Genomic DNA, 23,062 nt, shown 5'->3' with positions numbered 1-23,062 from the left:
CTAGAACTGGGTCGAGCCCAGGTCCACGGCTACCTTGCTGGCGGTGACGAACCGAGATTCGTCACTGGCCAGCCAGCATGCGGCGTCGGCGATGTCCTCGGGTTCGGCGATCCAATCAGGCAGGAACGGGGTCACCATCTGCATCAGGCCGGGGTTGGTCTCGTTGGCCCGGTTGAGCGCGGTCATCATGTCGCCGGTGCCCATCGGGGTGTTGACCGCGCCGGGATGCAGGCTGTTGACCCGGATCCGGTGCTTGCCCAACTCGGCGGCGAAGGCGCGGGCCATGCCGGTGACACCGTGCTTGCTGGCCGTGTAGTGCACCATGAACGGCTGCATCTTGATGCCGGCGGCCGAACTGATCAGGATGATCGAGCCACCGCGGCCGCCGTCGATGATGTGTTGGGTGCCGGCCATCACGGTGTTCCAGGTCCCGGTGAGATTGATGTCGATGACATCGCGGAACGATTCGGGGGTCGTCTCGTTCCAGGCTTCGGGCACGGTGATGCCGGCGTTGGCGATGATGACGTCGAGCCGGCCGAACTCGGCGACCCCCTTGTCCACCACCGCTCGCAGGGCGTCGAGATCACGCGTGTCGGCGGCGACCGCCAGGATCCGCTTGCCGGTGGCCTCGACCAGGCGCACGGTCTCGGCCAGATCCTCGGGTGTCGCCGAGTCATAGGGCACGCTCGGCGGCAGTGGCGCGGCGATGTCGACCGCGATGATGTCGGCGCCCTCCTTGGCCATCCGGACCGCATGCGCGCGTCCCTGGCCGCGGGCAGCCCCGGTGATGAAGGCAACTTTTCCGGCGAGCCGCTCGGTCATGGATTCTCCTTGGGGGATAGGTATTTCAGAGTTGACGCTGGGCGGACTTGACCAACCCACCGCCGATGATGAGCCGCTGGATCTCACTGGTGCCCTCGTACAGACGTAGCAGCCGGACTTCCCGGTAGATCCGCTCGACCGGAACCTCACGCATGTAACCGCTACCGCCGTGGATCTGCACCGCGAGATCGGCGACATTGCCTGCCATTTCGGTGCAGAACAGCTTGGCCGCCGAGGGTGCGATGCGGCGGTCCTCGCCGGACACCCACTTGGCCGCGGCGTCGCGTACCAGCGCGCGTCCGGCCATCACCCCGGTCTGCTGGTCGGCGATCATCGCCTGCACCAGTTGGAAGCTGCCGATCGGTTGGCCGCCCTGGGTGGCCGCGGCGGCGTAGGTCACCGACTCGTCGAGGGCGCGCTGGGCTGCTCCCACCGCCAACGCGGCGATGTGGACCCGGCCGCGGGCCAGTGAGGTCATCGCGGCCCGGTAGCCGACATCCTCACTGCCGCCGACGAGGGCGCTGTCGGGCACCCGCACGTCGGTGAAGTTGACGTCGGCGGTCCAGGCGCCTTCCTGGCCCATCTTGGCGTCCTTGGCGCCTACTTCGACACCGGCTGCCTCGGCCGGCACGAGAAAGACAGCGATTCCCGGGCCGGCGTCGTCGGCGGGCCGGGTGCGGGCGAACACGACGAACAGATTCGCGGTGGGGGCATTGGTGATGAACCGCTTCTGGCCGTTGATCACCCAGCCCGCGTCATCTCCCGACCCGTCGCGAACGGCCTTGGTGCGTAGGCCCGCCGGGTTGGATCCGGCGCCGGGTTCGGTCAGGGCGAACGAGGCGACGACGTCGCCGGAGGCGATGCCTTCCAGCCACCGGGTCTTCTGCTCATCGGTGCCGAACCCCACCAGCACCTGCCCGGCGATGCCGTTGTTGGTGCCGAACATCGACCGCAGTGCCAGGGAGGTATAGCCGAATTCCATTGCCAGCTCGACATCTTGAGCCAGGTTGAGCCCGAGGCCGCCCCACTCCTGCGGAATCGCGTAGCCGAACAACCCCATGTTCTTGGCCTGGTCGCGGAGATCGTCGGGCACCCGGTCGGTGGCCAGGATCTCGTTCTCGCGGGGCACCACGGCGGTGCGGATGAAGCTGCGGGTCTGCGCCAGGATCTCCCGAAAATCGTCGTCGCTGACTTCGGCGGGGGCCGCAGTGATGGTCACAGGGAAGCTCCATTTCGTCGCGCCGAGATTCGCGGGGCTGATGAATCTCCAATATCGTATATGAAATATGATCTGGCTCAGACGGAGCCCCCACGACCGAAAGTTAGGTGATCAGGTGTCGTTGCTGACCGGTCAGACTGCAGTGGTGACAGGCGGTGCCCAGGGTCTGGGCCTGGCCATCGCGAAGCGTTTCATCGATGAAGGCGCCCGGGTGGTACTCGGCGACGTCAACCTGGAGGCCACCGAGGCGGCTGCCCTGGAGTTGGGTGGGCCCGAGGTCGCGACCGCGGTGCGGTGCGACGTGACGTCGTCGGCCGAGGTCGAGGCACTCGTGCAGGCCGCCGTCGAGCGGTTCGGCGGGCTGGACATCATGGTCAACAACGCCGGCATCACTCGCGATGCGACGCTGCGCAAGATGACCGAGGAGCAGTTCGATCAGGTCATCGCGGTGCACCTGAAGGGCACCTGGAACGGCACCAAGTCGGCGGCGGCGATCATGCGGGAGAACAAGCGCGGCGCGATCGTGAACATGTCCTCGATCTCGGGCAAGGTCGGCCTGATCGGCCAGACCAATTACTCGGCCGCCAAGGCCGGCATCGTCGGCATGACCAAAGCCTCGGCCAAGGAGCTCGCCCACCTCGGGGTACGGGTCAACGCCATCCAGCCGGGCCTGATCCGCTCGGCCATGACGGAGGCCATGCCGCAACGGATTTGGGATGAGAAGCTGGCTGAGATCCCGATGGGTCGCGCCGGTGAGCCCGACGAGGTGGCCAAGGTGGCACTCTTCCTGGCCAGCGACCTGTCGTCGTACATGACCGGCACCGTGCTCGAGGTGACCGGTGGTCGGCACGTATGAGTACCCGCGAGGCGGTCATCTGCGAACCGGTCCGCACCCCGATCGGCCGCTACGGCGGCATGTTCGCGTCCCTGTCGGCGGTCGAACTCGGGGTCGCCGCACTGAGAGGTCTGTTGGAGCGCACCGGTGTGGCACCCGAGCAGGTGCAGGATGTGATTCTCGGCCACTGCTATCCCAACAGTGAGGCTCCGGCCATCGGTCGAGTGGTGGCCCTTGATGCCGGTTTGCCGGTGACGGTTCCCGGCATGCAGGTCGACCGGCGATGCGGTTCCGGCCTGCAGGCCGTGATCCAGGCCTGCCTGCAGGTGCGCAGCGGGGACAACGACCTGGTGGTGGCCGGCGGCGCCGAGAGCATGAGCAACGTCGCGTTCTACTCGACCGACATGCGGTGGGGCGGGTCGCGCAGCGGGGTGCAGATTCACGACGGCCTCGCGCGGGGACGAACCACGGCCGGCGGGCAGTTCTACCCGGTGCCGGGCGGGATGCTGGAGACCGCGGAGAACCTGCGTCGCGAATACGACATCACCCGCGCCGAGCAGGACGAACTCGCGGTCCGCTCGCATCGCAGTGCCGTGGCGGCCCAGCAGTCCGGGGTCCTGGCCGAGGAGATCATCCCGGTGACGGTCCGCGATCGTAAGGGCGAGACGGTGATCGACACCGACGAGCACCCCCGTGCCGACACCACCGTCGAGGCGCTGGCCAAGCTCAAACCCGTTCTCGTCAAGCAGGATCCGGAGTCCACCGTCACCGCAGGCAATTCCAGTGGCCAGAACGACGCCGCGTCCATGTGCATCGTCACCACCCCGGAGAAGGCCGCCGAGCTGGGCCTGCGGCCCCTGGTCCGGATGGTCTCGTGGGGCTCGGCAGGCGTCGCCCCGAACGTCATGGGCATCGGCCCGGTGCCCGCCACCGAGGTGGCCCTGTCCAAGGCCGATCTGCAACTGAGCGATATCGACCTGATCGAGCTCAACGAGGCGTTCGCCGCGCAGGCGCTGGCTGTGATGAAGGAGTGGAAGTTCGGCGAGGCCGACTTCGAACGCACCAATGTCCGGGGGTCGGGTATCTCGCTGGGACATCCGGTCGGGGCGACCGGCGGGCGGATGCTCGCCACCCTGGCCCGGGAACTGGATCGGCGTCAGGCCCGCTTCGGGCTGGAGACCATGTGCATCGGCGGTGGCCAGGGGCTCGCCGCAATCTTCGAGAGGCTGTCATGACCAGGCTTGCCCAGACTCTGGGGCTCACCGAGTTCCAGACCGAGATCGTCTCGACCGTACGGCAATTCGTCGACAAAGAGGTCATCCCGACGGCCCAGGAGCTGGAACACTCCGACACCTACCCGCAGGCCATCGTCGACCAGATGAAGGACATGGGCCTGTTCGGGCTCATGATCCCCGAGGAATACGGCGGGCTCGGCGAGTCGCTGCTCACCTATGCGCTGTGCGTCGAGGAGCTGGCCCGGGGCTGGATGAGTGTGTCCGGGGTGATCAACACCCACTTCATCGTCGCCTACATGATCCGGCAGCACGGCACCGACGCCCAGAAGCAGAACTTCCTGCCGCGCATGGCGACTGGTGAGACACGGGGAGCCTTCTCGATGTCCGAGCCCGAGCTGGGCTCTGATGTGGCCGCGATCCGGACCCGGGCCAAGAACAACGGCGACGGCACGTACACGATCGACGGCCAGAAGATGTGGCTCACCAACGGCGGCAGTTCCACGCTGGTGGCCGCGCTGGTGCGTACCGACGAGGGGGCCGACAAGCCGCACCGCAACCTGACCGCCTTCCTGGTCGAGAAGCCCACCGGTTTCGGCGAGGTCGTTCCGGGGCTGACGATTCCGGGCAAGCTCGACAAGCTGGGCTACAAGGGCATCGACACCACCGAGCTTATTTTCGACGGCTACCGGGCCGGCGCCGACGACGTGCTGGGCGGCGTCACCGGTCAGGGTTTCTTCCAGATGATGGACGGGGTCGAGGTCGGTCGCGTCAACGTCTCGGCGCGGGCCTGCGGCGTAGGGATCCGCGCGTTCGAGCTGGCCGTGCGTTACGCGCAGCAGCGCGAGACGTTCGGCAAGCCGATCGCCGAGCATCAGGCGGTGGCGTTCCAATTGGCCGAGATGGCAACCAAAGTCGAGGCCGCGCATCTGATGATGGTCAACGCCGCCCGGCTCAAGGACTCCGGGGAACGCAACGACGTGGCCGCCGGCATGGCCAAATACCTGGCCAGCGAGTTCTGTTCGGAGGTCACCCAGCAGAGTTTCCGTATCCACGGCGGGTACGGCTACTCCAAGGAGTACGAGATCGAGCGGCTGATGCGTGACGCACCGTTCCTGTTGATCGGTGAGGGCACCAGCGAGATCCAGAAGAACATCATCAGCAAGCGGCTGCTGTCCGACTACCGGGTCTGAACCGTGTCCGCACCCGATTTCACCGCGCGGCCGCAGCTGGCCGAGGATGTCGCCCGGCTGATCCGACGGCGGATCTTCGACGGCACGTATCCGGCGGGGAAGTACATCAGGCTCGAACAGCTGGCGGCCGAATTGGGGATCAGCGTGACCCCCGTGCGGGAGGCGTTGTTCGGCCTGCGCACCGAGGGGCTGCTGACCCAGCAGCCCCGGCGCGGGTTTCTGGTGCTGCCGGTCACCCGCCGGGACATCGACGACGTGGCCGGAGTGCAGGCGCACATCGGCGGACAACTCGCGGCCCGGGCGGCAGGCCAGATCACCGACGAGCAGCTCTTAGAGCTCGATCAGATCCAGCGGCAACTGGAGGGTGCGTACGCGCAGGGTGACCACGATGGAGCGGTCCGGTTCAACCACGCGTTCCATCGGCTCGTCAACCGGGCCGCAGAGTCACCGAAACTGGCGCAGTTGATGTCCCAGATCACCAGGTACGCACTGGAATCGGTGTACCCGATGGCCGAAGGTTGGCCCGAGCAGGCCACCCATGATCACCGCCGCATCCTGGCGGCTCTGGAAGAACATGACGGGGAGGTGGCGCGTGCGGCAATGGCCGAGCACCTGTGCGCGGCCTCCAAGCCGCTCACCGATCACCTCGAGCGCCTCGGCGTGATCCAGTAGAGCTCAGTAGAAGGGTGGGGTAATGCCAGGTACGCCAGGAGTTCTCGACGGGATCCGGGTACTGGACTACGGCCGGTTCATCGCCGCGCCGTGGTGCAGCGCGATCCTGGCCGACATGGGTGCCGATGTGCTGCGGGTGGAGAAACGTGAAGGCGGGGAGGACCGTTGGGTGCAGGCCGTCACCGAGGGCGGTGAGGGCGGCACGTTCCTGCAGTGCAACCGCAACAAGCGGTCACTGACGCTGGACTCCACCACCGCAGCGGGCGCCGAGATCACCCGACGTCTGGTGGCGCAGGCCGATATCGTGGTCGCCAACATGCCTGCGGCCGGGATGCGCGCCAACGGACTGGATTACGAGACACTCAGGGCGGTCAAACCCGACATCATCCTGGCCAGTGCCACCGCCTACGGCGAGGGCGGTCCGTACAGCGAGAAGATCGGCTTCGACGGGGCGGGCCAGGTGATGTCGGGAGCGGTCTACCGGCAGGGCCTGCCGGATCAGCCGATCCGAACGGTGGTGCCCTATGCGGATTTCGGGACGGCACTCACCTTGTCGATCGGTGTGATGATGGCGCTGTATCACCGGGACAAGACAGGGGAGGGCCAGCATGTCGAGGGGGCGCTGCTGCCGACCGCGCTGATGCTCTCGAACGCGTTCCTGATCGAGCGGGAATTGCTGCAGGTGGACAAACCCCGGATGGGCAACAAGGGGGCGTCGGTGGCGCCGTGCGATCTCTACCGCACTGCCGATGACCAATGGGTGTTGCTGCAGGTGGCCGGACAGCCCATGTTCAAGCGGTGGTGCCGCCTGGTGGGTAGGGAAGAACTGTTCGACGATCCCCGGTTCGCCAACGACGACATCCGCTGGGCCAACGGCGACATCCTCAACGACATCATGGCCGACTGGTGTGCCGACAAGCCCAAGGAGCAGGTACTCGAACTCCTGGAGAAGGCGAAAATGCCTGCCGCGCCGCTGTATTCCACCCAGGACGTCCTCGATGACCCGCACGTGCAGGCCATGGGCTACCTCCGGCGGGTGCCGTTTCCCGGGGCGCCGCGGGATGTGCCGATCATCGAAACGCCGTTCCGGATGTCGGCGACGCCCGGCACGATCCGGCGACGGGCTCCGCTGCTGGGGGAGCACACCGATGAGGTACTGGGTGAGATCGGTTACGACGCAACGCAGATCACGGAGCTCCGGGCGAACGCGATCGTCTAACCCAGTAGCGCCCGCGCCTCGGGGCTCCCGTTCAGTGCCCGGGTGGTGCGGATCACGATCTGCCAGCGGCCGTCGATGCGGTTCAGGGTGAATTGGTTGGCACCGGCGCGTGCCACGATCCACTTTCCGTCGCGGTGCACCACCAGTAGGGATGCACACACCGCCTGTGCGGTGTCGCCGTCGACCGTGACTCGGGCGGGCCCGAGGAAATGGCAGGCGCCCCGGCCGATGAGGGTCTGATGCGCATCCGAGTTCACCATGGCCTCGACATCGGCGCGGCTGCGCATCTGCCAGCCTTCGACGTCGTAGCTGCCGTCCTCGCTCCACAGTGCCGCGACGGCACCGGCGACGCCGGCGTCGACGAGCGGACCGTAGGAGGCGATCAGCTGTGTCACCTCGACCTGGTCGCTGAGTAGCTGCAGACGCTGTTCGAGTTCACGAAGCCGGGATTCGATGGGATCTCCTTGATGTGACGTCACAGTGGTGTCGCTATCGATTGCAGGGCGGCCAGTTGGTCGCAGTAGTGGCCGGCATCCGTCGCCTGCAGGCGGCAGGTGACGATGGTGGCGCCGACGTCGCGGAGCCGTTCGATTTCGCGACGTGCCGCGGCGGCCGCTCCGATCGGGTCCAACACCGGACCGGGCGACAGCACGACCTCGAAATCGTCGGGCAGTGCGTACTTGGCGAGCAACTCCGAGATCGCCTCGGGACGAAGGCCGAACGGCACCCACCCCGTTCCGAAGTGGACGGCCCGTCGCAACGAGCGTGGTGTCCGGCCACCCACCCAGATGGGCGGATCGGTGGCGAGCGCGTGCGGTTCGATGATCAAACCGTCGACCTCGCGTTGCCCCCACGCCGCCCGGAGCTGCTCGATGGCACGGTCGGCCGCGGCGCCGCGATCGGCCCACTCGGCGCCCAGTAGATCGAACTCCTCCTTCAGTGAACCGACCCCGACGCCGAGAACCACCCGTCCCTGACTGAGGCGGTCGAGCGTTCCGTAGCTCTTGGCCAGGTGAAGCGGATGGTGGTAGCCGAGGACCAGTACCGACGTGGCCAACCGGATGTGCCGGGTCCGTGCGGCCAGGAACGAGAGGGTGGCCAGTGGATCCCAGTACGTCGCACCGCGCACCGTGGCGGCCGGCGCGGGCACACCGATGTGCTCCGAACACGTGAGGTGGTCGTAGCCCAGTCCGTCGGCAGCCTCGGCGATCAGCGCGAGTTCGTCGGGTCCGGCAGTCGCTTCCCACGGTGAGGCGACACCGGGCTGCTGGATCACGACGGGGGTGGCCAGGCCGAGTTTCACCGTGCGTCGTCCGGACCTTCGGCGCCGATCAGCCGACGCATCATCTTGTCGGATCGCAGGATCGTTGCGGCGCGGTCCGGATTATTGTGGGCAAGAGCAACTTTCGCGTGCTGCGATACGACGTGCACGGGGCCGTTGCCGAGCGCGGCGAGACCTTCTGCGGCGACGTCGTCAGGTTCGGATACCACCATTCCGGGGATGTCGAAGTTCAGTCCGACGCGTTCCATCGCCGGGGTTCGGGTCACTCCGAGGACGAGTTCGAGCACGTCGACGTTGTCGTCCCGCAATTCCAGCCACAGGCTTTCGGCGAAGATCCTGCCGAATGCCTTGACGCCGCCGTACACCGTGTGCCGGTTCGATCCGAGATACCCGGCCATCGACCCGACCAGCAGGATGCCGCCACGGCGGCGGCTGCGCATCGCGGCCCCGAAATGATGAACCAACGCCAGCGGAGTGGTGATGTTCAGATCGATGACCCGTTGGAACGCGGCAAGGTCGCCGTCGAGGAACTCCGCGCTGTGCGTATTGGCGCCGGCGTTGTGGACCAGCAGGCCCACCTCGACATCGGCGACCGCCTCGGCGACGGCATCGACCGAGGACGGCTCCGAGAGGTCGAGACTCAGGGTGCGAACCTCGACCCCGAGTGCGCGACAGCGGTCGGCCGTCTCCTCCAGTGGCCCTGACCTGCGGGCGAGTAGGAGCAGATGGATTCCGGCCGCGGCGAGTCGGAGCGCGAAAGATCTGCCGACACCTTCCGAGCCGCCGGTGATGACGGCCCACGGACCGTATTTGCGGGCGTCGAATGCAGTCATGCCGAGCTGGGCTTCTTGTTCGGTCACCAGTCTGTTGTAGCATCGCCCTGTCCAAATTTCTAGAATCAATTCTAGTTATGTGAGGAGTTCGACACGATGCCGCGCATCGGAACGCCACGGGAACCCGGGCACGCGTCGACGCCCCGTCAACTGGCACGCAATGCCGCCATCTTGCGCGCGGCGGTCCGGCTGGGGGCGTTGAACGGGCTCGAGCGGGTCCAGATGGCAGACGTCGCCGCTGAGGCAGGCGTTGCGCTCGGCACGCTCTATCGCTACTACCCGTCCAAACATCATCTGTTCGCCGCGGCGCTCGTCGAGTCGGTCCGAGCGATGCCCGAACCGGCAGGTATCCCGGACGATCCCGTCGCGGCAGTGCGTGACTTCCTCGGCGAGGCCGCCAACTGGCTGCTGGCGCAGCCGCCGTTGGCCCGGGCGATGTTGGTTTCGATCAACGCGATTCGGTCGTCGGCAGACGCACCGGCAGACCTGTCGACGCGGGAGCGGATCCTGGCGGTCGCAGGAGTCGTCGAACCCGCCGATGAAGATCATCGGCTGGCCCGGATGGTCGAGCAATGTATGTACGGGATTCTGACCTGGGCCACGGCGGGGCAACTCGATGCACAGAGCGCGGTAGCGGACGTGCGGTATGCCTGTGAACTGCTACTGGCGCCCTGGAATACCGGGAACCGCTAGAGCGCACCGTCCCTCAGCATGGCGCGCAGGGCGGTGTTGTCGACCTTCCCGGTGGCTCCGCGCGGAACCGCGTCCTCGTCGTCGAGCAGCAGCCAGAGCGTGGGCACCTTGAACGAGCTGATGGCGGCCTGTGTCGCGGTCCGCAGCGTCTCCACCGAGAGTCGGTCGCCGACGAGCACGGCGCCCACCCGATTGGCCTGACCGTCAGGAACGTTCACGACGTGAGCTGCCCGGACTCCGGGCAGGCACCGAAGCGCCCGCTGCACCTCACTCGGGTATACGGTCGCGCCGCGGACTTTGAACATGTCGTCGGAGCGGCCGCGATGGAACAGGAATCCGTCAGTGTCGAGGTACCCGAGATCGCCCGTGGGGTAGTAGCCGTCCCGGGTGAAGACGTCTTCGCGACTGCGTCGGCAGATCCCGCGCATGACATGGCGCCCGCGGATCTGGATCTCGCCGACCGCGCCGGAGGGCAGCGGCTGACCGGTTGCGGAGTCGACGATGCGAACGTCCATTCCCGGGAACGGTTTACCGCAGCTTCCCCACGCGGAACGGGGCATGTCGACATCCGCCGGATAGCCACAGTAGGGCCCGAACGATTCGGTCATCCCGAACAGCGATGCCCGCGCGCCGGGCTCAGAACGTAGGTTGGCGGGGAGCAGGGCCTCCAGGCTCCCCGCTCGTAGCGCAGACAGGTCGACGTCCGCGGGATGGCGGGCGAGCGCCTCGGCCTGCTCGGGCCACCCGCGGAACAACGTAACCTGCTCACGCTGAAGGAGTTTCAGGGTGGCCTCGGGGTGGGGAACAGGCTCGGTCACCAGCGTGGCCCCGGCCACCAGTGCCGACAGGACGCCTGCGCCGAAACCGCCTACCCAGAAGAACGGCATCGGCAGATACAGCCGGGTCTCGGTGTCGATGCACCGGGCATGGAGCCCGGACCGCACCGCAGCCAAGGCGTTCAGGTGGGAGTGGACGACGCCTTTCGGTGCGCCACTGCTGCCCGAGGTGAACATGATGACCAATGGGTCGCTGGGCCGCACGGGCGGCAGTGACGCGCTGCCGGTGAAGGCCAGGATGTCATCGGGTGTCCAGGTCTCGCGCAGCGACGGCACCGGATCGTGCGGGTAACGGCGGCCGCGAAACTGTTCGACGGCGATCAGGTACTGCACGGAGGCGGTCCGCAGCTGTGCGGTGAGTTCCCGGCTGGTCAGCAGTGTGCTCAGCGGGACGAGGATCGCCCCTATTCTGGTGATTGCCAGGGCAATCCGTACCCAGTCGGCGGAGTTGGGCATGATCAGGCCGACCCGAGACCCCTTGGCGATACCGGCGCGAATGAGTCCGGCGGCCAGTTCGCGGGTGCCGGCGTCGAGTTCGGCGTAACTGATGCGGGTATCGGGATCGATCACCATGGGTTTGGTGGACGCCGCATGGTGATGAAGCAGCGCATCGATGGTGTCAGGTCCTGGCTCAGGCACCGAACAGCCTCGCCAATGCCGGCATGTCGACCTTGCCGCTGGACAGCATCGGCACCTGGGCGGGTGGGCATACCGCGAATGCCCGCGGAATCTTGTATGCGGACAACTCTGCTCGCAGCGCCTGACGTAGGGCGTCGAAGTCGACCCGCCGATCGGCGACGATGACGGCGGCGACGACCTGGCCGCGCACCTCATCGGGCAGACCGAGCACATGCGCAGTGAATCCCAGTGTTGCGAGGGCTTTTTCCACCTCGCCAGGTGTCACATTGGCGCCCGAGGTTTTGATCATCGAGCCTGCGCGTCCCAGAAAGTAGAAGTACCCCTCCGGGTCCACGCGCACCAGGTCTCCGGTGTGGAACCAGCCGTCGGCGTCGAAGCAGTCTTCCCTGGTGCGTCCGTAGTAGCTCTGCATCAGATGAGGTCCGCGGATACACAGTTCGCCGGTGTTGAGCAGCTTGGTCTCGAACCCGGCCGCCGGGCGACCGTAGGAGCCGCGCCGGTGTTCGGGCTGATCGGTTTCGTCCCCGTCGATCAACACCACGCTGCCGGCTTCGGTCATGCCGAGCATGTTGTGGCGAAGCTCGGGATCGGTCGGACGAACCTCGGGCGCCATGATCGGGTAGAGGTTGCCGCGGCGGGCCGTGAAGCGCCGGTCGGGGTAGGACGGGTGGCGGGTGAGATGCGCGATCCCGGCGGCGAAACCATTGGTGACGGTGGGCCTCTCGGCTTCGATGAGGTCGAGGGTGATGGCCGGGTCGGTGGCATTCGAGCAGATCAGCGTGGCACCGGCGGACACCGTGGCCAGCAGACCGAATGCGAAACCACCGATCCAGAAGAACGGCGAATTGCAGAAGAGCCGGTCGGTCGCGGTCAAGCCTCGGATCGCGTTGAGGTGGCGTTGATGGCCGATCAGCGATGCGTGAGTGTGTACCGCTCCCTTGGGCGGACCGGTTGAGCCCGAGGTGTAGATGATGGCCAGGGGATCGGAGCCGTCGACATCGTCTTCGATGTCGGCCGGCGCCGGGACGTCAGCGCAAGGGAGATCGAACAACACGTGTCTCAGACACGGGGTGTCGACATCGGAAAGGCGTTGCGCGTATTCGTGATTCCGGTAGGAGCGTGCCGAGAGCAGGATCGCGGTATCGCTGTCACGTAGCTGGGTCTCCAGCTCGGCCGCGGTGAGAAAGGTCGAGTAGGGCACCACGACCGCGCCGATTCGTGCCGCGGCCAGCGCGGCCACCACGAAGTCGACGCCGTTGGGATAGAGCACCCCGATATGGGTGCCCTTGCCTGCGCCTAGCCGGATCAGGCCGCACGCGACGGAGGCCGAGCGAATGTCGGCCTCGGCGTAGCTGATCCGCTCGTCGTCGCAGATCAGCAGGGGATGGTCGGCCCGGTCGCGTAGGCCCGCGAGCAGAGCGGCCAGCGTGTCAGCCGGTGGCGAAGTGCTCACGGACGGCACCTAGATCAGCCTTGCCCGACGGCGTGCGCGGGATGGTGTCGACGATCTCGATCCTGGTGGGGATCTCGTATCGGGCCAGCCGGCCCTGCAGATAGTCGGTGAGCTCGGCCGCGGGGGCAGGCGTGCGCAACTCGACCATCGCCACCGGTGTCTCGCCCAATCGCTCGTCCGGTACGCCGATCACCGCCGCGCCGCGCACTGCGGGATGGCTCTCCAGCGCTGTGCGGACGTCGTCGGGCATCACCTTGAATCCGCCGCGGATGATGGCCTGATCGGCGCGCCCGAGAATCCATACGAATCCGTCGGTATCGATGCGGGCCAGATCGGTGGTACGCAACCAGTCCGCGTCGGCGTCGAACTGTGCAGGTTTGACCTCCAGCAAGCCTTGCTGATCCGGTGGGAGCGGTGTGCCGTCCTCGTCGACGACGCGCAGTCGCGCGCCGGGATTGGCCCGGCCCACACTGCCGCGCTTGGCTTTCCAGTACTTCTGGTGGTCGGCCAGCGTCCAGCCGGCCACACCGCCGCCGAATTCCGTGGCGGCATAGGAGGTCAGCACCGGGATGCCGAACTTCTCGGTGAAGGCGTCGGCGTCGTCGGCCGACAGCGGCGCGGTGCCGGAGGTGACCGCGCGGATACCGGCGAGGTCGTCGCGGGTGAGCTGGGAGTGCAGCACCATGCGCAGTGCCGCAGGCACCAGCGACACGGCCCGCGGCTGATGCTCTCGCACGGCGTCGGCCCAGCGGTGAAGCTCGAACTTGGGCAGCAGCAAGAACGTCCGGGCCTCGGCGATACACAACAACACCCGGAAGACTCCGCCGACGTGAACCAGCGGGGAGTTGACGATAGCCACCCCGCGTCGCAGTTCGGTTGGTGCCGGGGCATTCTCCGGGTCGGCGCCCATGACGCTGCGAGCCAGCATGTCGTAGGTGAGATCGACCCGTTTCGGTGGGCCGGTGGTGCCGCTGGTCAACATCCACACCGCCACGCCCGGCCGACCTGCATCGTGAGCCGGACCAGGGGCCGGGACCACCTCGGGTGCGGTGTCGAGATCGCGGATCGTCACCGTCGTGGTCGTCGGGGAGGGCGTCGCCAACGTGGCGATGTCCTCGGTCAGGCCGATCAGCACAGGTAGGTGCAGCGCTTCGACGTCGGCACGGGTGCGCTCGTCTCCGCGGGACGGGTTGATCACCACGACGGTGCCGCCGGCACCCAGCACACCGAGTAAGGCTGCTACGTGGGCGGGCTGGTTGCGCAGCATGATTCCGACCCGCGCGCCGGCCGACAACGCGCCGATGCGCCGCGCGAGCGTCGCGACCTGGCCCCAGGTGGACCACTGGCCGTCGTACTGGATGGCACGTGCGGCCGGGTCCAGATCGAGGACCTCGTCGATGCGCCGTGAAAGTGGATGCACCATCAGCGGACCCGCGGCGCAGTCTTGGGCAGCGGGCGTTCGGCCAGCTCGGTCTTGGCGATCGGATTGCCCAGCCTGGTGTAGATCAGACCCTGGTCCATGGCGGCGCGGTAAGGCTTGTCCAGGGACTCCCAGATGGCCTTCACCGTGCCCTGCGTCGCCGTCGGCGGCTTCGCGGCGATGGTGGCGGCGATCTCGTGCGCGCGGGCCCACAGCTGATCTCTGGCCACCACCTCGGTGACCAGTCCGATGCGCAGCGCGGTCTCGGCGCCCACGCGTTCGTCGTTGCCCATCAACGCCATTCGCAAGGTGTCACCGAGCCCGACCCGGCGCATCAGCCCGATCGGCTCGAGCGCCGACACCAGTCCGGCGCTGACGTGGGAATCGAAGAAGGTGGCCTCCTGCGAGCAGATCACCACGTCGGCCTCGTTGACGAAATACAGCGCCCCGGCCGTGCACATGCCTTGCACCGCGCAGACCACCGGTTTCCACATCTTCTGCCATTTGGGGCTGAGCAGTTCACCGGGATCCTCGTGGTTCCACACGATCTCGGGTTGTCCGTAGCTTGATTTCACGTCGAGTCCGGCGCTGAACGCCCGGTCACCGGCTGCCCGCAACACCACCGCGTTGATGCCTTCGTCATCTTTGATCGTGTGCCAGGCGTCGCGCATTTCGTGACACATGGCCCGGTTGAACGAATTCAGTGAATCGGGGCGATTCAGCGTCACCGTAGCGACACGGGTCTCGTGGTCCAGGTCGAGCAGGATGGTTTCCACTGTCAGCGTGCCTGCCAGTTGGGCTTGCGCTTCTCGACGAACGCCCGCGGTCCTTCCAGGGCATCCTCGGTGCGGACCACGCGCTCGCGGAACGTCTCGGCCAGGATCTCGCCCTCGTGCAGCGGCAGATCCAGCGTCTTGTGAATGGCCAACCGGGTTCCGCGTACCGCCAGCGGGGCATTGAGACAGACGGTGTCGGCGATCTCGTGGGCACGCTCGAGCAGGTGAGCGTGTTCGACGATCTCGGTGATCAACCCGAGTTCGTATGCGCGCTCGACCGTCATCCGCTCGTGCTTGCCCATCAGCGCCATCCGCAGCGCCACCGACCGGGGGAGGGCGCGGGCCAGGCGCACCATTTCGCGGGCGGCAACCAGACCGATGCTCACATGAGGGTCGAAGAACGTCGCCTTGTCCGAGGCGATCACGATATCGCCGGTGGTGACCCAGTCCAGCCCGGCGCCGCAACAGATTCCGTTGATCGCCACCACGACCGGCTTGGCCATGGTGCGAAACGGCGGGGTGCCCTCCTGCGGTGCTTCCCACTGCTCGTAGGTGGACAGGTAGGGCCGCTCGTTGATGACCTTGCCGTCGCCGGGGATCTCCTTGACGTCGGCGCCGGTGCAGAAGGCCCGTCCGGCGGCGGTGACGATCATCAGCCAGACGTTGTCGTCGTTCTCGGCTTCGTCGTAGGCGGCCCGCAGTTCGGTGATCATGTGCGGCGACAGTGCATTGAGCGCGTCGGGTCGATTCAGCGTGATGGTGGCCTTGTGGCCGTCCACCTCGTATTTGATGGTCTCGTAATCAGTCATCGATTCCTCTTATCGTCCGGTGAAGTCCGGATCGCGGTGTTCCCGGAACGCGGCCAGGCCTTCTTTGAAATCGCCTGCGCGGCAAGAGAGTTCCAGGTTGGACAATTCTTGGTTCATGGACTGGGTCAGGGTCGCGTGCTGGCCGTAGGCGATGGCCTGTTTGGCCAGTCCGATGGCGACGGTCGGCCCGGCGGCCAGCTGCGCCAATAGGGAGTCCACTGCCGTATCCAACTGGTTGGCGGGGACTGCGCTGTGGATCAGTCCCCAGTCGGCCGCCTGCGATCCACTGACCTTCTCGCCGAGCAGCAGCATCCGCTTGGCGCGGGCCACCCCGGCCAGTCGCGGCAGCAGCCAGGTCGCCCCGGAGTCGGGGGTGAATCCACGGTTCATGAACGGTTCCCAGAGGGTGGCCCCGGTGTCGGCGATCGTGAAGTCGGCGGCCAGTGCCAGGTTGCAGCCCAACCCAACCGCCCAGCCGCGCACCGTGCACACCACCGGAAGCTGGATGGTGGCCACCAACTCGATGACGCGGTGCGCGGTGTGCGGGATTCTCCGGACCAGGTCACCGGTCCGAGGGCGCTGCCCGGTGCTGTTGGTGGCGACCCAGTCGGCTCCGGCGCAGAAGTCCTCACCGGCGCCGGTGAGGGCAATCGCCCGCAGGGAATCGTCGTAGGCAGCCGCCGACAAGATGCTGACCAGCTCGTCGATCATCTGATGGTTCAACGAGTTACGCCGCGATGGGCGGTCGAGGGTGATGCGCAGGGTGGAGTCCGCGCGGGACGTGGTCACCGAACCGTCACTCACCTGGATTCCAGCCTTTCCCAATCTATACAGTTGCCCATACAGTAGGCGATGCGGTTACTATCTTGTACAAGTTAGCAAGGAAAGGGCGCTGATGGAAGGACACGCGAGGCGCATCCGGCAGCCACGGGTTGCCGAGATCGTCGCGTCCAAGCTGCGCGACGACATCCTGTCCGGACGTCTGCGTGAAGGCGACATCCTGCCCACCCAGGAGAGCCTGTTCGGTGAGTTCGGGGTCAGTCCGCCCGCGTTGCGTGAGGCCATCCATCTGCTGGAGACCGACGGGTTGATCTCGGTACGCCGCGGAAATGTCGGCGGTGCCGTGGTGCAGATGCCCTCGGCCGACCGCACCGCCCACATGATCGGCATGGTGTTGCAGACCCGCGCTGCCACGCCGGCCGATGTGAGCGAGGCCCTGCTGCGCCTGGAACCGATCTGCGCGGGCATGTGCGCGGACCGCACTGACCGCGCCACCGAGGTGGTGCCCTACCTCCAGGCCGAGATCGACCTTCAGGCAGCACAGTTCGAGGACACCTCGCAGTATGTGCCGAATGCGCGAAGGTTCCACGAGGCGCTGGTGTCCCGATGCGGCAACGAGCCGATGATCCTGCTGATCGGCTCGCTGGAGCTGATCTGGTCGGCGCACGAATCGTCGGTGTGGACCGGGGAAGACGGTGTCGGGATGTCGGCCAAGACCATGCGGGCGGCGCTGCGCGATCACCAGCGACTGCTGGAGGCGATCGCCGACGGCAACTCAGCCAGGGCAACCAAGCTCTCGGCCGACCATCTCACCGCCGCGCGGAGCACGACGCTGGCCGCCGGTAACGACAAAACGATTGAAGCGAGGCTGATTTCGCATGACAGATGACCGGGTGCTCTTCGAGGTCGATGCTGACCACCGCATCGCCACCATCACGCTGAACAATCCCAAGCAGCGCAACTCCTATGACGCGGCGATGCGCGACGAGGTCGCCCGCTGTCTCGACGTCGTCGCCGACGACGACGACCTGACCGTGGTGCTGCTGCGCGGGGCCGAGGGGGTGTTCAGCACCGGCGCAGACATGAACAACGCGTACGGCTGGTACGGCGATGAACGCTCGCGCGAAGAGCAAAGTGCTGGAGCGAAAGAGGCTTCTCGGAAGTCCCGTCCCAGCCAGCGTCGTCGACTTACCGTGGACCGCAAGTCATTTGGCTTCTACCACAACTTCATGGGCTTCCCGAAGGTCACCGTCGGCGAGATCAGCGGCTACGCACTCGGGGGTGGATTCGAGATGGCGTTGATGACCGACATCTCGGTGATCGCCCGCGATGCCAAGATCGGGATGCCGGCCGCGAGGTTCCTCGGCCCGGCGTTGGGCAGCCTGCACATGTTCTTCCACCGGCTCGGTCCGGTACTGGCCCGCCGGATGCTGCTCACCGGGGACATCATCGAGGCGGGCTCCGTCGAGCACCTCGGGATCTTCACCGACACCTGTGCGGCCGACCAGGTAACGGCGCGGGCGCAGTACTGGGCGGCCAAGGCGGCGAAGATGCCCGCCGACGGGGTGGTGATCGCCAAGGAGGCCTTCCGGCTCGTCGAGCAGAGCCAGGCCTATCAGGGGGAAGAGGTGGCCAGCTATCTCTTCCATGCTTACGGCACCAACCTGCAGTTCTCCCCGGGGGAGTTCAACTTCGTCAAGACCCGGGCCCAACATGGCACCAAGGAGGCGTTCCGGCTGCGTGACGAGCATTTCCACGTCCCGGAACCGCAGTAGAAACCCGTCCTGATACCGTTACAGAAAAACGATATAGCGTAAAGGTGAAACCATGCCCCAACCCGTCATCGTGGGCGCTGCCCGCACAGCGATCGGCCGCTCCTTCAAAGGGACGCTGGTCAACACACCACCGGAAACCCTGATCACCACCGTCCTGCCGGAGGTCGTGCGCCGGGCCGGCATCAACCCGGAGGCGATCGACGATCTGATCTTCGCCGAATCCAACTACGGCGGCGGTGATATCGCGCGCTACGCGGCCGACGCGCTGGGCTGGGAGTCGGTACCCGGGCAGGCCGTCAACCGGCACTGTGCCGGGTCGCTGACCGCGATCGGCAACGCGTCCGCGCAGATCGGCTCGGGCATGGAACGAGTCCTGGTGGCCGGCGGTGTGCAGTCGCTGTCCTCGTCGCCGCTGATGAAGTGGCGGGTGCCCGGGTTCGGGCCGGAGATCGAGTTCATCGAGCCGTGGATGACCCCGACGCATGTCGAGACGCCGGAAGCACCGATGCGCGACATGTCGATCACGGTCGGTTGGAACACCGCGCAGTCCGCCGGGATCTCCCGTGAGGACATGGATGCCTGGGCGGCGCGGTCGCACCAGCGCGCCATCGCCGCGATCGACGCCGGCAAGTTCCTCGACGAGATCGTGCCGTTGAAGGTGTCCCAGCCGGACGGCTCGGTCATCGAGTTCAGTGTCGACGAGCATCCGCGCCGCGGCACCACGGCCGAGAAGCTCGCCGAACTCAAGGTCCTGCACCCGGAGATCGAAGGATTCTCCATCACCGCGGGCAACAGCAGCGGTACCAACGACGCTGCCGCTGCTGTCGCGCTCGTCGGCGACGACTATGCGGCCGCGGAGAATCTCAACGTGCTGGCCAAGGTCAGGGCCTGGGGTGCGGTCGGCGTTCCCGCCAAGGACACCGGCCTCGGCGGCGTCGAGGTGATCGGCAAGGTTCTCGGCCGGGCCGGGCTCAAGCCCTCCGATGTGGCGCTGTGGGAGATCAACGAGGCGTTCGCCTCGGTGCCGATCGCCGCGGTGCGCAAGTACGGCATCGACGAGGAGTTGGTGAACTTCTCCGGCAGCGGTTGCAGCCTCGGACATCCGATCGCCGCTTCCGGTGCCCGCATGGTCACCACGCTGGTCTACGAGCTGCAGCGCCGTGGTGGCGGCATCGGCGTCGCGGCGATGTGCGCCGGCGGCGGTCAGGGCGGCGCGGTCGTCATCGAGGTTTAGATCGCTTGACCTGAGCCCGGCGGGGGCGATCCGGTGTGGTCTCCCCGTCTGGCTCAGGTCCGGCAGCGGTCTCCGGGCCGGCCTCGGCCTTGCCCGCTGCCTGATACTCGTGCAACTCGGCACGAACAGCTTCGTCGAAGGCGCGGTCCAGGCTGGCATGCGCAAGTCGTCTGGCGGCCCTCCGCATGGTGTCCACCAGGTCGGCCGCCCAAGCGAGCTCGGCATCATTGGTGGGCAGCCAGCCCGGACCCCGCTGGCGGACAACTTCGGTATGACCGCCGCGGGTCAGCTCACGGGCGGCGGCGTCGAGCTTCTTGTCGACCGCGGTGCTGGTTTTCAGAAGTATCTCCAGCGGCATTCCGCGGGATACGAGTGAGCCGAAGTCATCGATGAGCCGTACATCGGGGACCGAGTAGATATTCGCATCGGCCGTCGGCGCGATCATTCCGTGGTTGGTCAGCCGGCGCAGCATCGATGTGTCCAGGTCGCCGAGCCGTCCTTCCAGCTCCTCGAGGGACATGGTGCGCGGCTGCGGGTGCGACCACGGTGCGGTGACCAGTTCCTCGAGGTCGGACAGGTCCAGCACATCGACGAGGTTCTGTCCGGGCTGCAACCCCGTCAGGAATTTCATGATGTGCTTGAGCGTGAAGCCCTCACTGAGCAACCGGGTGATGGCGCGCAGCTGACGCAGGTGCCGATCGGTGTAGATGGCCACCCGGCCCCGACGCTGGGGCCGGGGCAGGAGCCCGTTGTCCTGGTATACGCGTACGTTCCGGGTTGTTGTCCCCGCCTCCCGAGCGAGGTCGTCAATCCGATACTCGGTCACCCCGGAATCCTATCCGGTGGCCGCGGGGCTGCCGCTGACCTGCGCCAGGGGGCTCATGTCGCGGCCCGCCGCGGGCTCGTTGTCGCGACGCGCAGTGATCTTGTAGTCGTGCAGGTTCACCGTCTTCAGCTGATTGACGTATTGGGTGGCGAACCCCGGATACATGGTCGCGTTGAAACCGTCCTCGGTCAGATACCAGCTCTGGCAACCGGAGTTCCATGTGGTGGAGACCAGGCGCCGTTGGATGTCCTCGTTGTACCGGTTCTGGGCCTCCGGGCGGACGTCCAGAGACTTCCAGTCGTGCCGCAGGAGCGTCGAGATCGCCTCGACGATGTAATTGATCTGAGCCTCCATGTACACCAGTGCCGAACTGTGTCCGGGACCGGAGTTCGGGCCGAAGGTGAAGTACAGGTTCGGGTAACCCGATACCGCGACGCTGCGGTACGCGTAGGCACCGCGACTCCATTCGGCGGCCAGTTCACGGCTTTCGATGCCGGTGATCGGGAACGGGGTGCCGGTCTTACAGACATCGAACCCGGTGGCGAACACGATGCAGTCGAATTGGTGCTCGATGCCCTCGACGGTGCGAATCCCGTTGGGGGACAGCCGAGCGATGGGCCAGGTGACCAGCTTGCAGTTGTCGGCCTGTAAGGCGGGGTAGTACTCGCTGGTCATCAGGAGCCGCTTGCATCCGGCGGAGAAATCCGGCGTCAGCTGGCGCCGCAACCACGGATCCTTCACCTGCAGACGGAGATTGGCGCTGCTGACCGCCTCGACGAGCCGGGTGAACGGGGTGTCCCAGACGACGCCGAGGGCAACCGACTCGTGTCCCCAGTACCAGGCGCTTCTCATCAGGCTCTGGGTCACCGGGAGGTTGCGGTAGAGGCGCTTCAGCCAGCCACTGGTGGGAGTGTTGATCCGCGGCAGTACCCACCCGGGGGTCCGCTGAAAGACCTTGACCGACTTCGCCGTCTTCACCAGTTCGGGCACGATCTGCACGCCGCTGGCACCGGTCCCGACGACCGCGACCCGTTTGTCGGCGAAGTCGTAGTCGTGGTCCCATCGGGCGCTGTGGATCTTGTGGCCCTCGTAGGTGTCGATCCCGGGGATGTTCGGGAAGCTGGCGTTGGCCAGCGGACCGGCAGCGACGATCACACTCCGGGCCTGTACCGGTTCGCGGCCTTCGAGGTCGACGGTCCACTCGCCGGCCTCCGCGTCGTAGGAGATGCCGAGGACGGTGTGGCCGAACCGGATCGTCGGGCCGATACCGGACGACTCGACCATGCCGTCGATGTACTCGAGGATCTCGGCACTGCCGGAGTACGTGTGTGACCAGTCCGGGTTGGCAGCGAAACTATACGAATACAGCCGGGACGGAATGTCGCACGCCGCACCGGGATAGGTATTGTCGCGCCAGGTCCCTCCGACTCGGGAATCGCGCTCGAATATCACGAAATCCTCGACGCCCTCGGCCTTGAGCCGGATGGCCGCGCCGATGCCGGCGAATCCGGCACCGATGATGGCAACAGAGATGGAAGAAGAAGTCATGTCAGGGATTCCTTCAGGCGACGGGTTCGTAGGTCAGTTCCTGCGACCAGGTCGGGGTGTTCTCGACCAACGACATCGGAATCACTCCGGTGATCTTGACCAGTGAATCGGCCAGCCAGTGGTACTTGGAGGTCCGGTCGATCACCTTGCGGCTCTGCCACGAGATGATGCGGTACATCGGCAATCGGCGGGCGAATTCGCTGCGCTCGCCGACGCTTTGGAACCTGCGCATCGCCTGGTACAGCCGGTCCTCGTTGACACCCATCTCGACGATGTTGTCGCGCATCTTGTTCAGCAGCGGGAAGTAGCTGAGCACTCCGACCAGGAATGTGGGCTTGATCCAGCCGCCCACCAGCTCGATCAGCAGCTTGCGCATATCGGCATGCCCGAGGATGTCCATCACCTCGAAGTCGACGGCCAGGTGCCGGGACTCGTCGGAGTTGATCCGCTTGAACACCTCCTGTGCCACCGGATCTTTGACCTCGTCGGTGATGAACTTGATCAATGCCCCGTCCAGCGCGACCTCGAGCATGGGGATGACGGTGCCGAGGAATGTCAGACCCATTCCGTCGGAATGCTTGTCGAGCCAGTTGATGACCAACTGGACGTTGACGTTCGGCGGTGGGATCTCGTCGTCCTCGAGCATGCCCCACCTGCGCATCAAGGCGAGTTCGGCATTGGCGTGCTTCTGTTCCTCGGCGTGGAAATGCTCATAGATGCTCTTGAGCGTCGGATTCGGTGCCTTCTTCGCCAGCGCGGCAAAGCCGCGGGCGCCGACGTTCTCGATCCACATCAGGTCGGTCATGAACGGCTTGAGCTTGGCGTGCAGTTCGGGTTCGATCAGCTCGGCTCCCGGTGCGTCCCAGTCGATGTCGATCAGAGCCCATTGCCTGTCTTTGATCATCTGCAGCATGTTGTCGAGATCCATCGCCATGGTGCGTCCTTTCGGTAGAGCGGGTGTCGGAA

General features: G+C 66.2%; 23 protein-coding genes. 9 read left to right on the top strand and 14 right to left on the bottom strand.

The genetic code is table 11. The features are described 5' to 3' along the window. Together G6N44_RS08475 and G6N44_RS08470 are read right to left on the bottom strand one after the other, a co-directional pair. A complete protein-coding gene (locus G6N44_RS08475) occupies positions 1–822 on the bottom strand; it encodes a mycofactocin-coupled SDR family oxidoreductase (protein ID WP_163663001.1) in 822 nt (273 codons plus the stop codon). Between the two features lie 25 nt (positions 823–847). Then, on the bottom strand, positions 848–2,041 hold the full coding sequence (locus tag G6N44_RS08470; protein ID WP_163662998.1) for an acyl-CoA dehydrogenase family protein: 1,194 nt from the start codon (positions 2,039–2,041) through the stop codon (positions 848–850). A gap of 67 nt (positions 2,042–2,108) precedes the next feature. Here G6N44_RS08470 and fabG point away from each other — a divergent pair, with 67 nt between their 5' ends. Genes fabG through G6N44_RS08445 form a run of 5 tightly spaced genes read left to right on the top strand, consistent with a single transcriptional unit; the run spans position 2,109 to position 7,192 of the window. Then, positions 2,109–2,897 carry a 3-oxoacyl-ACP reductase FabG gene (gene fabG / locus G6N44_RS08465; RefSeq protein WP_163662995.1) on the top strand — a complete coding sequence of 263 codons (789 nt, stop codon included), beginning with the start codon at positions 2,109–2,111 and terminating at the stop codon, positions 2,895–2,897. Next, the gene (locus tag G6N44_RS08460; protein WP_163662992.1) at positions 2,894–4,111 is read left to right on the top strand and encodes an acetyl-CoA C-acetyltransferase; all 1,218 of its coding nucleotides are present in this window, start codon (positions 2,894–2,896) and stop codon (positions 4,109–4,111) included. Before fabG ends, G6N44_RS08460 begins: the two co-directional genes overlap by 4 nt. After that, positions 4,108–5,301 (top strand): acyl-CoA dehydrogenase family protein, encoded by a 1,194-nt coding sequence (locus G6N44_RS08455; RefSeq protein ID WP_163662989.1) that lies wholly within the window; start codon positions 4,108–4,110, stop codon positions 5,299–5,301. Before G6N44_RS08460 ends, G6N44_RS08455 begins: the two co-directional genes overlap by 4 nt. A gap of 3 nt (positions 5,302–5,304) precedes the next feature. Then, on the top strand, positions 5,305–5,973 hold the full coding sequence (locus tag G6N44_RS08450; RefSeq protein ID WP_163662986.1) for a GntR family transcriptional regulator: 669 nt from the start codon (positions 5,305–5,307) through the stop codon (positions 5,971–5,973). A gap of 22 nt (positions 5,974–5,995) precedes the next feature. Next, positions 5,996–7,192 (top strand): CaiB/BaiF CoA transferase family protein, encoded by a 1,197-nt coding sequence (locus G6N44_RS08445; protein WP_163662983.1) that lies wholly within the window; start codon positions 5,996–5,998, stop codon positions 7,190–7,192. Here G6N44_RS08445 and G6N44_RS08440 read toward each other — a convergent pair. From G6N44_RS08440 to G6N44_RS08430, 3 genes are read right to left on the bottom strand one after another with little or no spacing between them, the layout of a single operon-like run. Beyond that, positions 7,189–7,671: a nuclear transport factor 2 family protein gene (locus G6N44_RS08440; RefSeq protein ID WP_235682977.1), complete on the bottom strand. Its 483-nt coding sequence runs from the start codon at positions 7,669–7,671 to the stop codon at positions 7,189–7,191. The two genes, G6N44_RS08445 and G6N44_RS08440, sit on opposite strands and share 4 nt — an antisense overlap. After that, entirely contained in the window at positions 7,668–8,495 is an 828-nt protein-coding gene (locus G6N44_RS08435) for a TIGR03619 family F420-dependent LLM class oxidoreductase (protein WP_163662980.1), read from the bottom strand. The genes G6N44_RS08440 and G6N44_RS08435 overlap by 4 nt, the downstream gene beginning before the upstream one ends. Beyond that, the gene (locus tag G6N44_RS08430; RefSeq protein WP_163669733.1) at positions 8,492–9,307 is read right to left on the bottom strand and encodes an SDR family NAD(P)-dependent oxidoreductase; all 816 of its coding nucleotides are present in this window, start codon (positions 9,305–9,307) and stop codon (positions 8,492–8,494) included. Before G6N44_RS08430 ends, G6N44_RS08435 begins: the two co-directional genes overlap by 4 nt. Positions 9,308–9,403: 96 nt before the next feature. On the opposite strand from G6N44_RS08430, the gene G6N44_RS08425 reads away from it, so the two are divergent. Continuing rightward, positions 9,404–10,000, top strand: a complete 597-nt coding sequence (locus G6N44_RS08425) for a TetR/AcrR family transcriptional regulator (RefSeq protein ID WP_163662976.1) — start codon at positions 9,404–9,406, stop codon at positions 9,998–10,000. On the opposite strand, the gene G6N44_RS08420 is transcribed toward G6N44_RS08425, so the two are convergent. Genes G6N44_RS08420 through G6N44_RS08395 form a run of 6 tightly spaced genes read right to left on the bottom strand, consistent with a single transcriptional unit; the run spans position 9,997 to position 16,737 of the window. Beyond that, positions 9,997–11,409 carry a class I adenylate-forming enzyme family protein gene (locus G6N44_RS08420; protein ID WP_163669731.1) on the bottom strand — a complete coding sequence of 471 codons (1,413 nt, stop codon included), beginning with the start codon at positions 11,407–11,409 and terminating at the stop codon, positions 9,997–9,999. The two genes, G6N44_RS08425 and G6N44_RS08420, sit on opposite strands and share 4 nt — an antisense overlap. Before the next feature lie 58 nt (positions 11,410–11,467). Continuing rightward, positions 11,468–12,928, bottom strand: coding sequence for a class I adenylate-forming enzyme family protein (locus tag G6N44_RS08415; RefSeq protein WP_163662973.1), 1,461 nt, complete (start codon positions 12,926–12,928; stop codon positions 11,468–11,470). Then, positions 12,906–14,351 (bottom strand): class I adenylate-forming enzyme family protein, encoded by a 1,446-nt coding sequence (locus G6N44_RS08410; RefSeq protein ID WP_163662970.1) that lies wholly within the window; start codon positions 14,349–14,351, stop codon positions 12,906–12,908. Before G6N44_RS08410 ends, G6N44_RS08415 begins: the two co-directional genes overlap by 23 nt. Further along, a complete protein-coding gene (locus tag G6N44_RS08405) occupies positions 14,351–15,130 on the bottom strand; it encodes an enoyl-CoA hydratase/isomerase family protein (RefSeq protein ID WP_163669730.1) in 780 nt (259 codons plus the stop codon). Before G6N44_RS08405 ends, G6N44_RS08410 begins: the two co-directional genes overlap by 1 nt. Then, positions 15,127–15,933, bottom strand: coding sequence for an enoyl-CoA hydratase/isomerase family protein (locus tag G6N44_RS08400; RefSeq protein ID WP_163662967.1), 807 nt, complete (start codon positions 15,931–15,933; stop codon positions 15,127–15,129). The genes G6N44_RS08405 and G6N44_RS08400 overlap by 4 nt, the downstream gene beginning before the upstream one ends. A gap of 9 nt (positions 15,934–15,942) precedes the next feature. After that, entirely contained in the window at positions 15,943–16,737 is a 795-nt protein-coding gene (locus tag G6N44_RS08395; RefSeq protein WP_179964498.1) for an enoyl-CoA hydratase/isomerase family protein, read from the bottom strand. A 91-nt stretch (positions 16,738–16,828) separates the two neighbouring features. Between G6N44_RS08395 and G6N44_RS08390 the strand changes: the two genes are divergently transcribed. From G6N44_RS08390 to G6N44_RS08380, 3 genes are read left to right on the top strand one after another with little or no spacing between them, the layout of a single operon-like run. Further along, the gene (locus G6N44_RS08390) at positions 16,829–17,602 is read left to right on the top strand and encodes a FadR/GntR family transcriptional regulator (protein ID WP_163662961.1); all 774 of its coding nucleotides are present in this window, start codon (positions 16,829–16,831) and stop codon (positions 17,600–17,602) included. Next, positions 17,592–18,488, top strand: a complete 897-nt coding sequence (locus G6N44_RS08385) for an enoyl-CoA hydratase/isomerase family protein (RefSeq protein WP_163662959.1) — start codon at positions 17,592–17,594, stop codon at positions 18,486–18,488. Before G6N44_RS08390 ends, G6N44_RS08385 begins: the two co-directional genes overlap by 11 nt. A 52-nt stretch (positions 18,489–18,540) precedes the next feature. Further along, positions 18,541–19,722, top strand: coding sequence for a thiolase family protein (locus tag G6N44_RS08380; protein ID WP_163662956.1), 1,182 nt, complete (start codon positions 18,541–18,543; stop codon positions 19,720–19,722). Here the strand turns inward: G6N44_RS08380 and G6N44_RS08375 are convergent. The 3 genes from G6N44_RS08375 to G6N44_RS08365 are packed head-to-tail and all read right to left on the bottom strand — an operon-like array spanning position 19,709 to position 23,030. Further along, positions 19,709–20,548 carry a MerR family transcriptional regulator gene (locus G6N44_RS08375; RefSeq protein WP_163662954.1) on the bottom strand — a complete coding sequence of 280 codons (840 nt, stop codon included), beginning with the start codon at positions 20,546–20,548 and terminating at the stop codon, positions 19,709–19,711. The genes G6N44_RS08380 and G6N44_RS08375 overlap by 14 nt on opposite strands. 9 nt (positions 20,549–20,557) lie before the next feature. Then, complete coding sequence (locus tag G6N44_RS08370; protein ID WP_163662950.1) at positions 20,558–22,096, bottom strand: flavin-containing monooxygenase; 1,539 nt, start codon at positions 22,094–22,096, stop codon at positions 20,558–20,560. Positions 22,097–22,109: 13 nt separating this feature from the next. Beyond that, positions 22,110–23,030, bottom strand: coding sequence for a ferritin-like domain-containing protein (locus G6N44_RS08365; RefSeq protein ID WP_163662947.1), 921 nt, complete (start codon positions 23,028–23,030; stop codon positions 22,110–22,112). Between the last annotated feature and the right edge of the window lie 32 nt (positions 23,031–23,062).

The sequence above is a fragment of the Mycolicibacterium alvei genome, from assembly GCF_010727325.1.
In the GTDB taxonomy this organism is placed as follows: Bacteria; Actinomycetota; Actinomycetes; order Mycobacteriales; family Mycobacteriaceae; genus Mycobacterium; species Mycobacterium alvei.
This window is presented reverse-complemented; position numbering and strand designations above follow the sequence as displayed.

Bases quoted from the DNA above. Each gene is read 5' to 3' on its own strand.
- G6N44_RS08390 (WP_163662961.1), top strand. From the start codon at position 16,829: ATGGAAGGACACGCGAGGCGCATCCGGCAGCCACGGGTTGCCGAGATC.
- G6N44_RS08445 (WP_163662983.1), top strand. From the start codon at position 5,996: ATGCCAGGTACGCCAGGAGTTCTCGACGGGATCCGGGTACTGGACTAC.
- G6N44_RS08400 (WP_163662967.1), bottom strand. From the start codon at position 15,933: ATGACTGATTACGAGACCATCAAATACGAGGTGGACGGCCACAAGGCC.
- G6N44_RS08370 (WP_163662950.1), bottom strand. From the start codon at position 22,096: ATGACTTCTTCTTCCATCTCTGTTGCCATCATCGGTGCCGGATTCGCC.
- G6N44_RS08380 (WP_163662956.1), top strand. From the start codon at position 18,541: ATGCCCCAACCCGTCATCGTGGGCGCTGCCCGCACAGCGATCGGCCGC.
- G6N44_RS08460 (WP_163662992.1), top strand. From the start codon at position 2,894: ATGAGTACCCGCGAGGCGGTCATCTGCGAACCGGTCCGCACCCCGATC.
- G6N44_RS08385 (WP_163662959.1), top strand. From the start codon at position 17,592: ATGACAGATGACCGGGTGCTCTTCGAGGTCGATGCTGACCACCGCATC.
- G6N44_RS08425 (WP_163662976.1), top strand. From the start codon at position 9,404: ATGCCGCGCATCGGAACGCCACGGGAACCCGGGCACGCGTCGACGCCC.
- G6N44_RS08430 (WP_163669733.1), bottom strand. From the start codon at position 9,307: ATGACTGCATTCGACGCCCGCAAATACGGTCCGTGGGCCGTCATCACC.
- G6N44_RS08455 (WP_163662989.1), top strand. From the start codon at position 4,108: ATGACCAGGCTTGCCCAGACTCTGGGGCTCACCGAGTTCCAGACCGAG.
- G6N44_RS08420 (WP_163669731.1), bottom strand. From the start codon at position 11,409: ATGGTGATCGATCCCGATACCCGCATCAGTTACGCCGAACTCGACGCC.
- G6N44_RS08475 (WP_163663001.1), bottom strand. From the start codon at position 822: ATGACCGAGCGGCTCGCCGGAAAAGTTGCCTTCATCACCGGGGCTGCC.
- G6N44_RS08365 (WP_163662947.1), bottom strand. From the start codon at position 23,030: ATGGCGATGGATCTCGACAACATGCTGCAGATGATCAAAGACAGGCAA.
- G6N44_RS08410 (WP_163662970.1), bottom strand. From the start codon at position 14,351: ATGGTGCATCCACTTTCACGGCGCATCGACGAGGTCCTCGATCTGGAC.
- fabG (WP_163662995.1), top strand. From the start codon at position 2,109: ATGATCTGGCTCAGACGGAGCCCCCACGACCGAAAGTTAGGTGATCAG.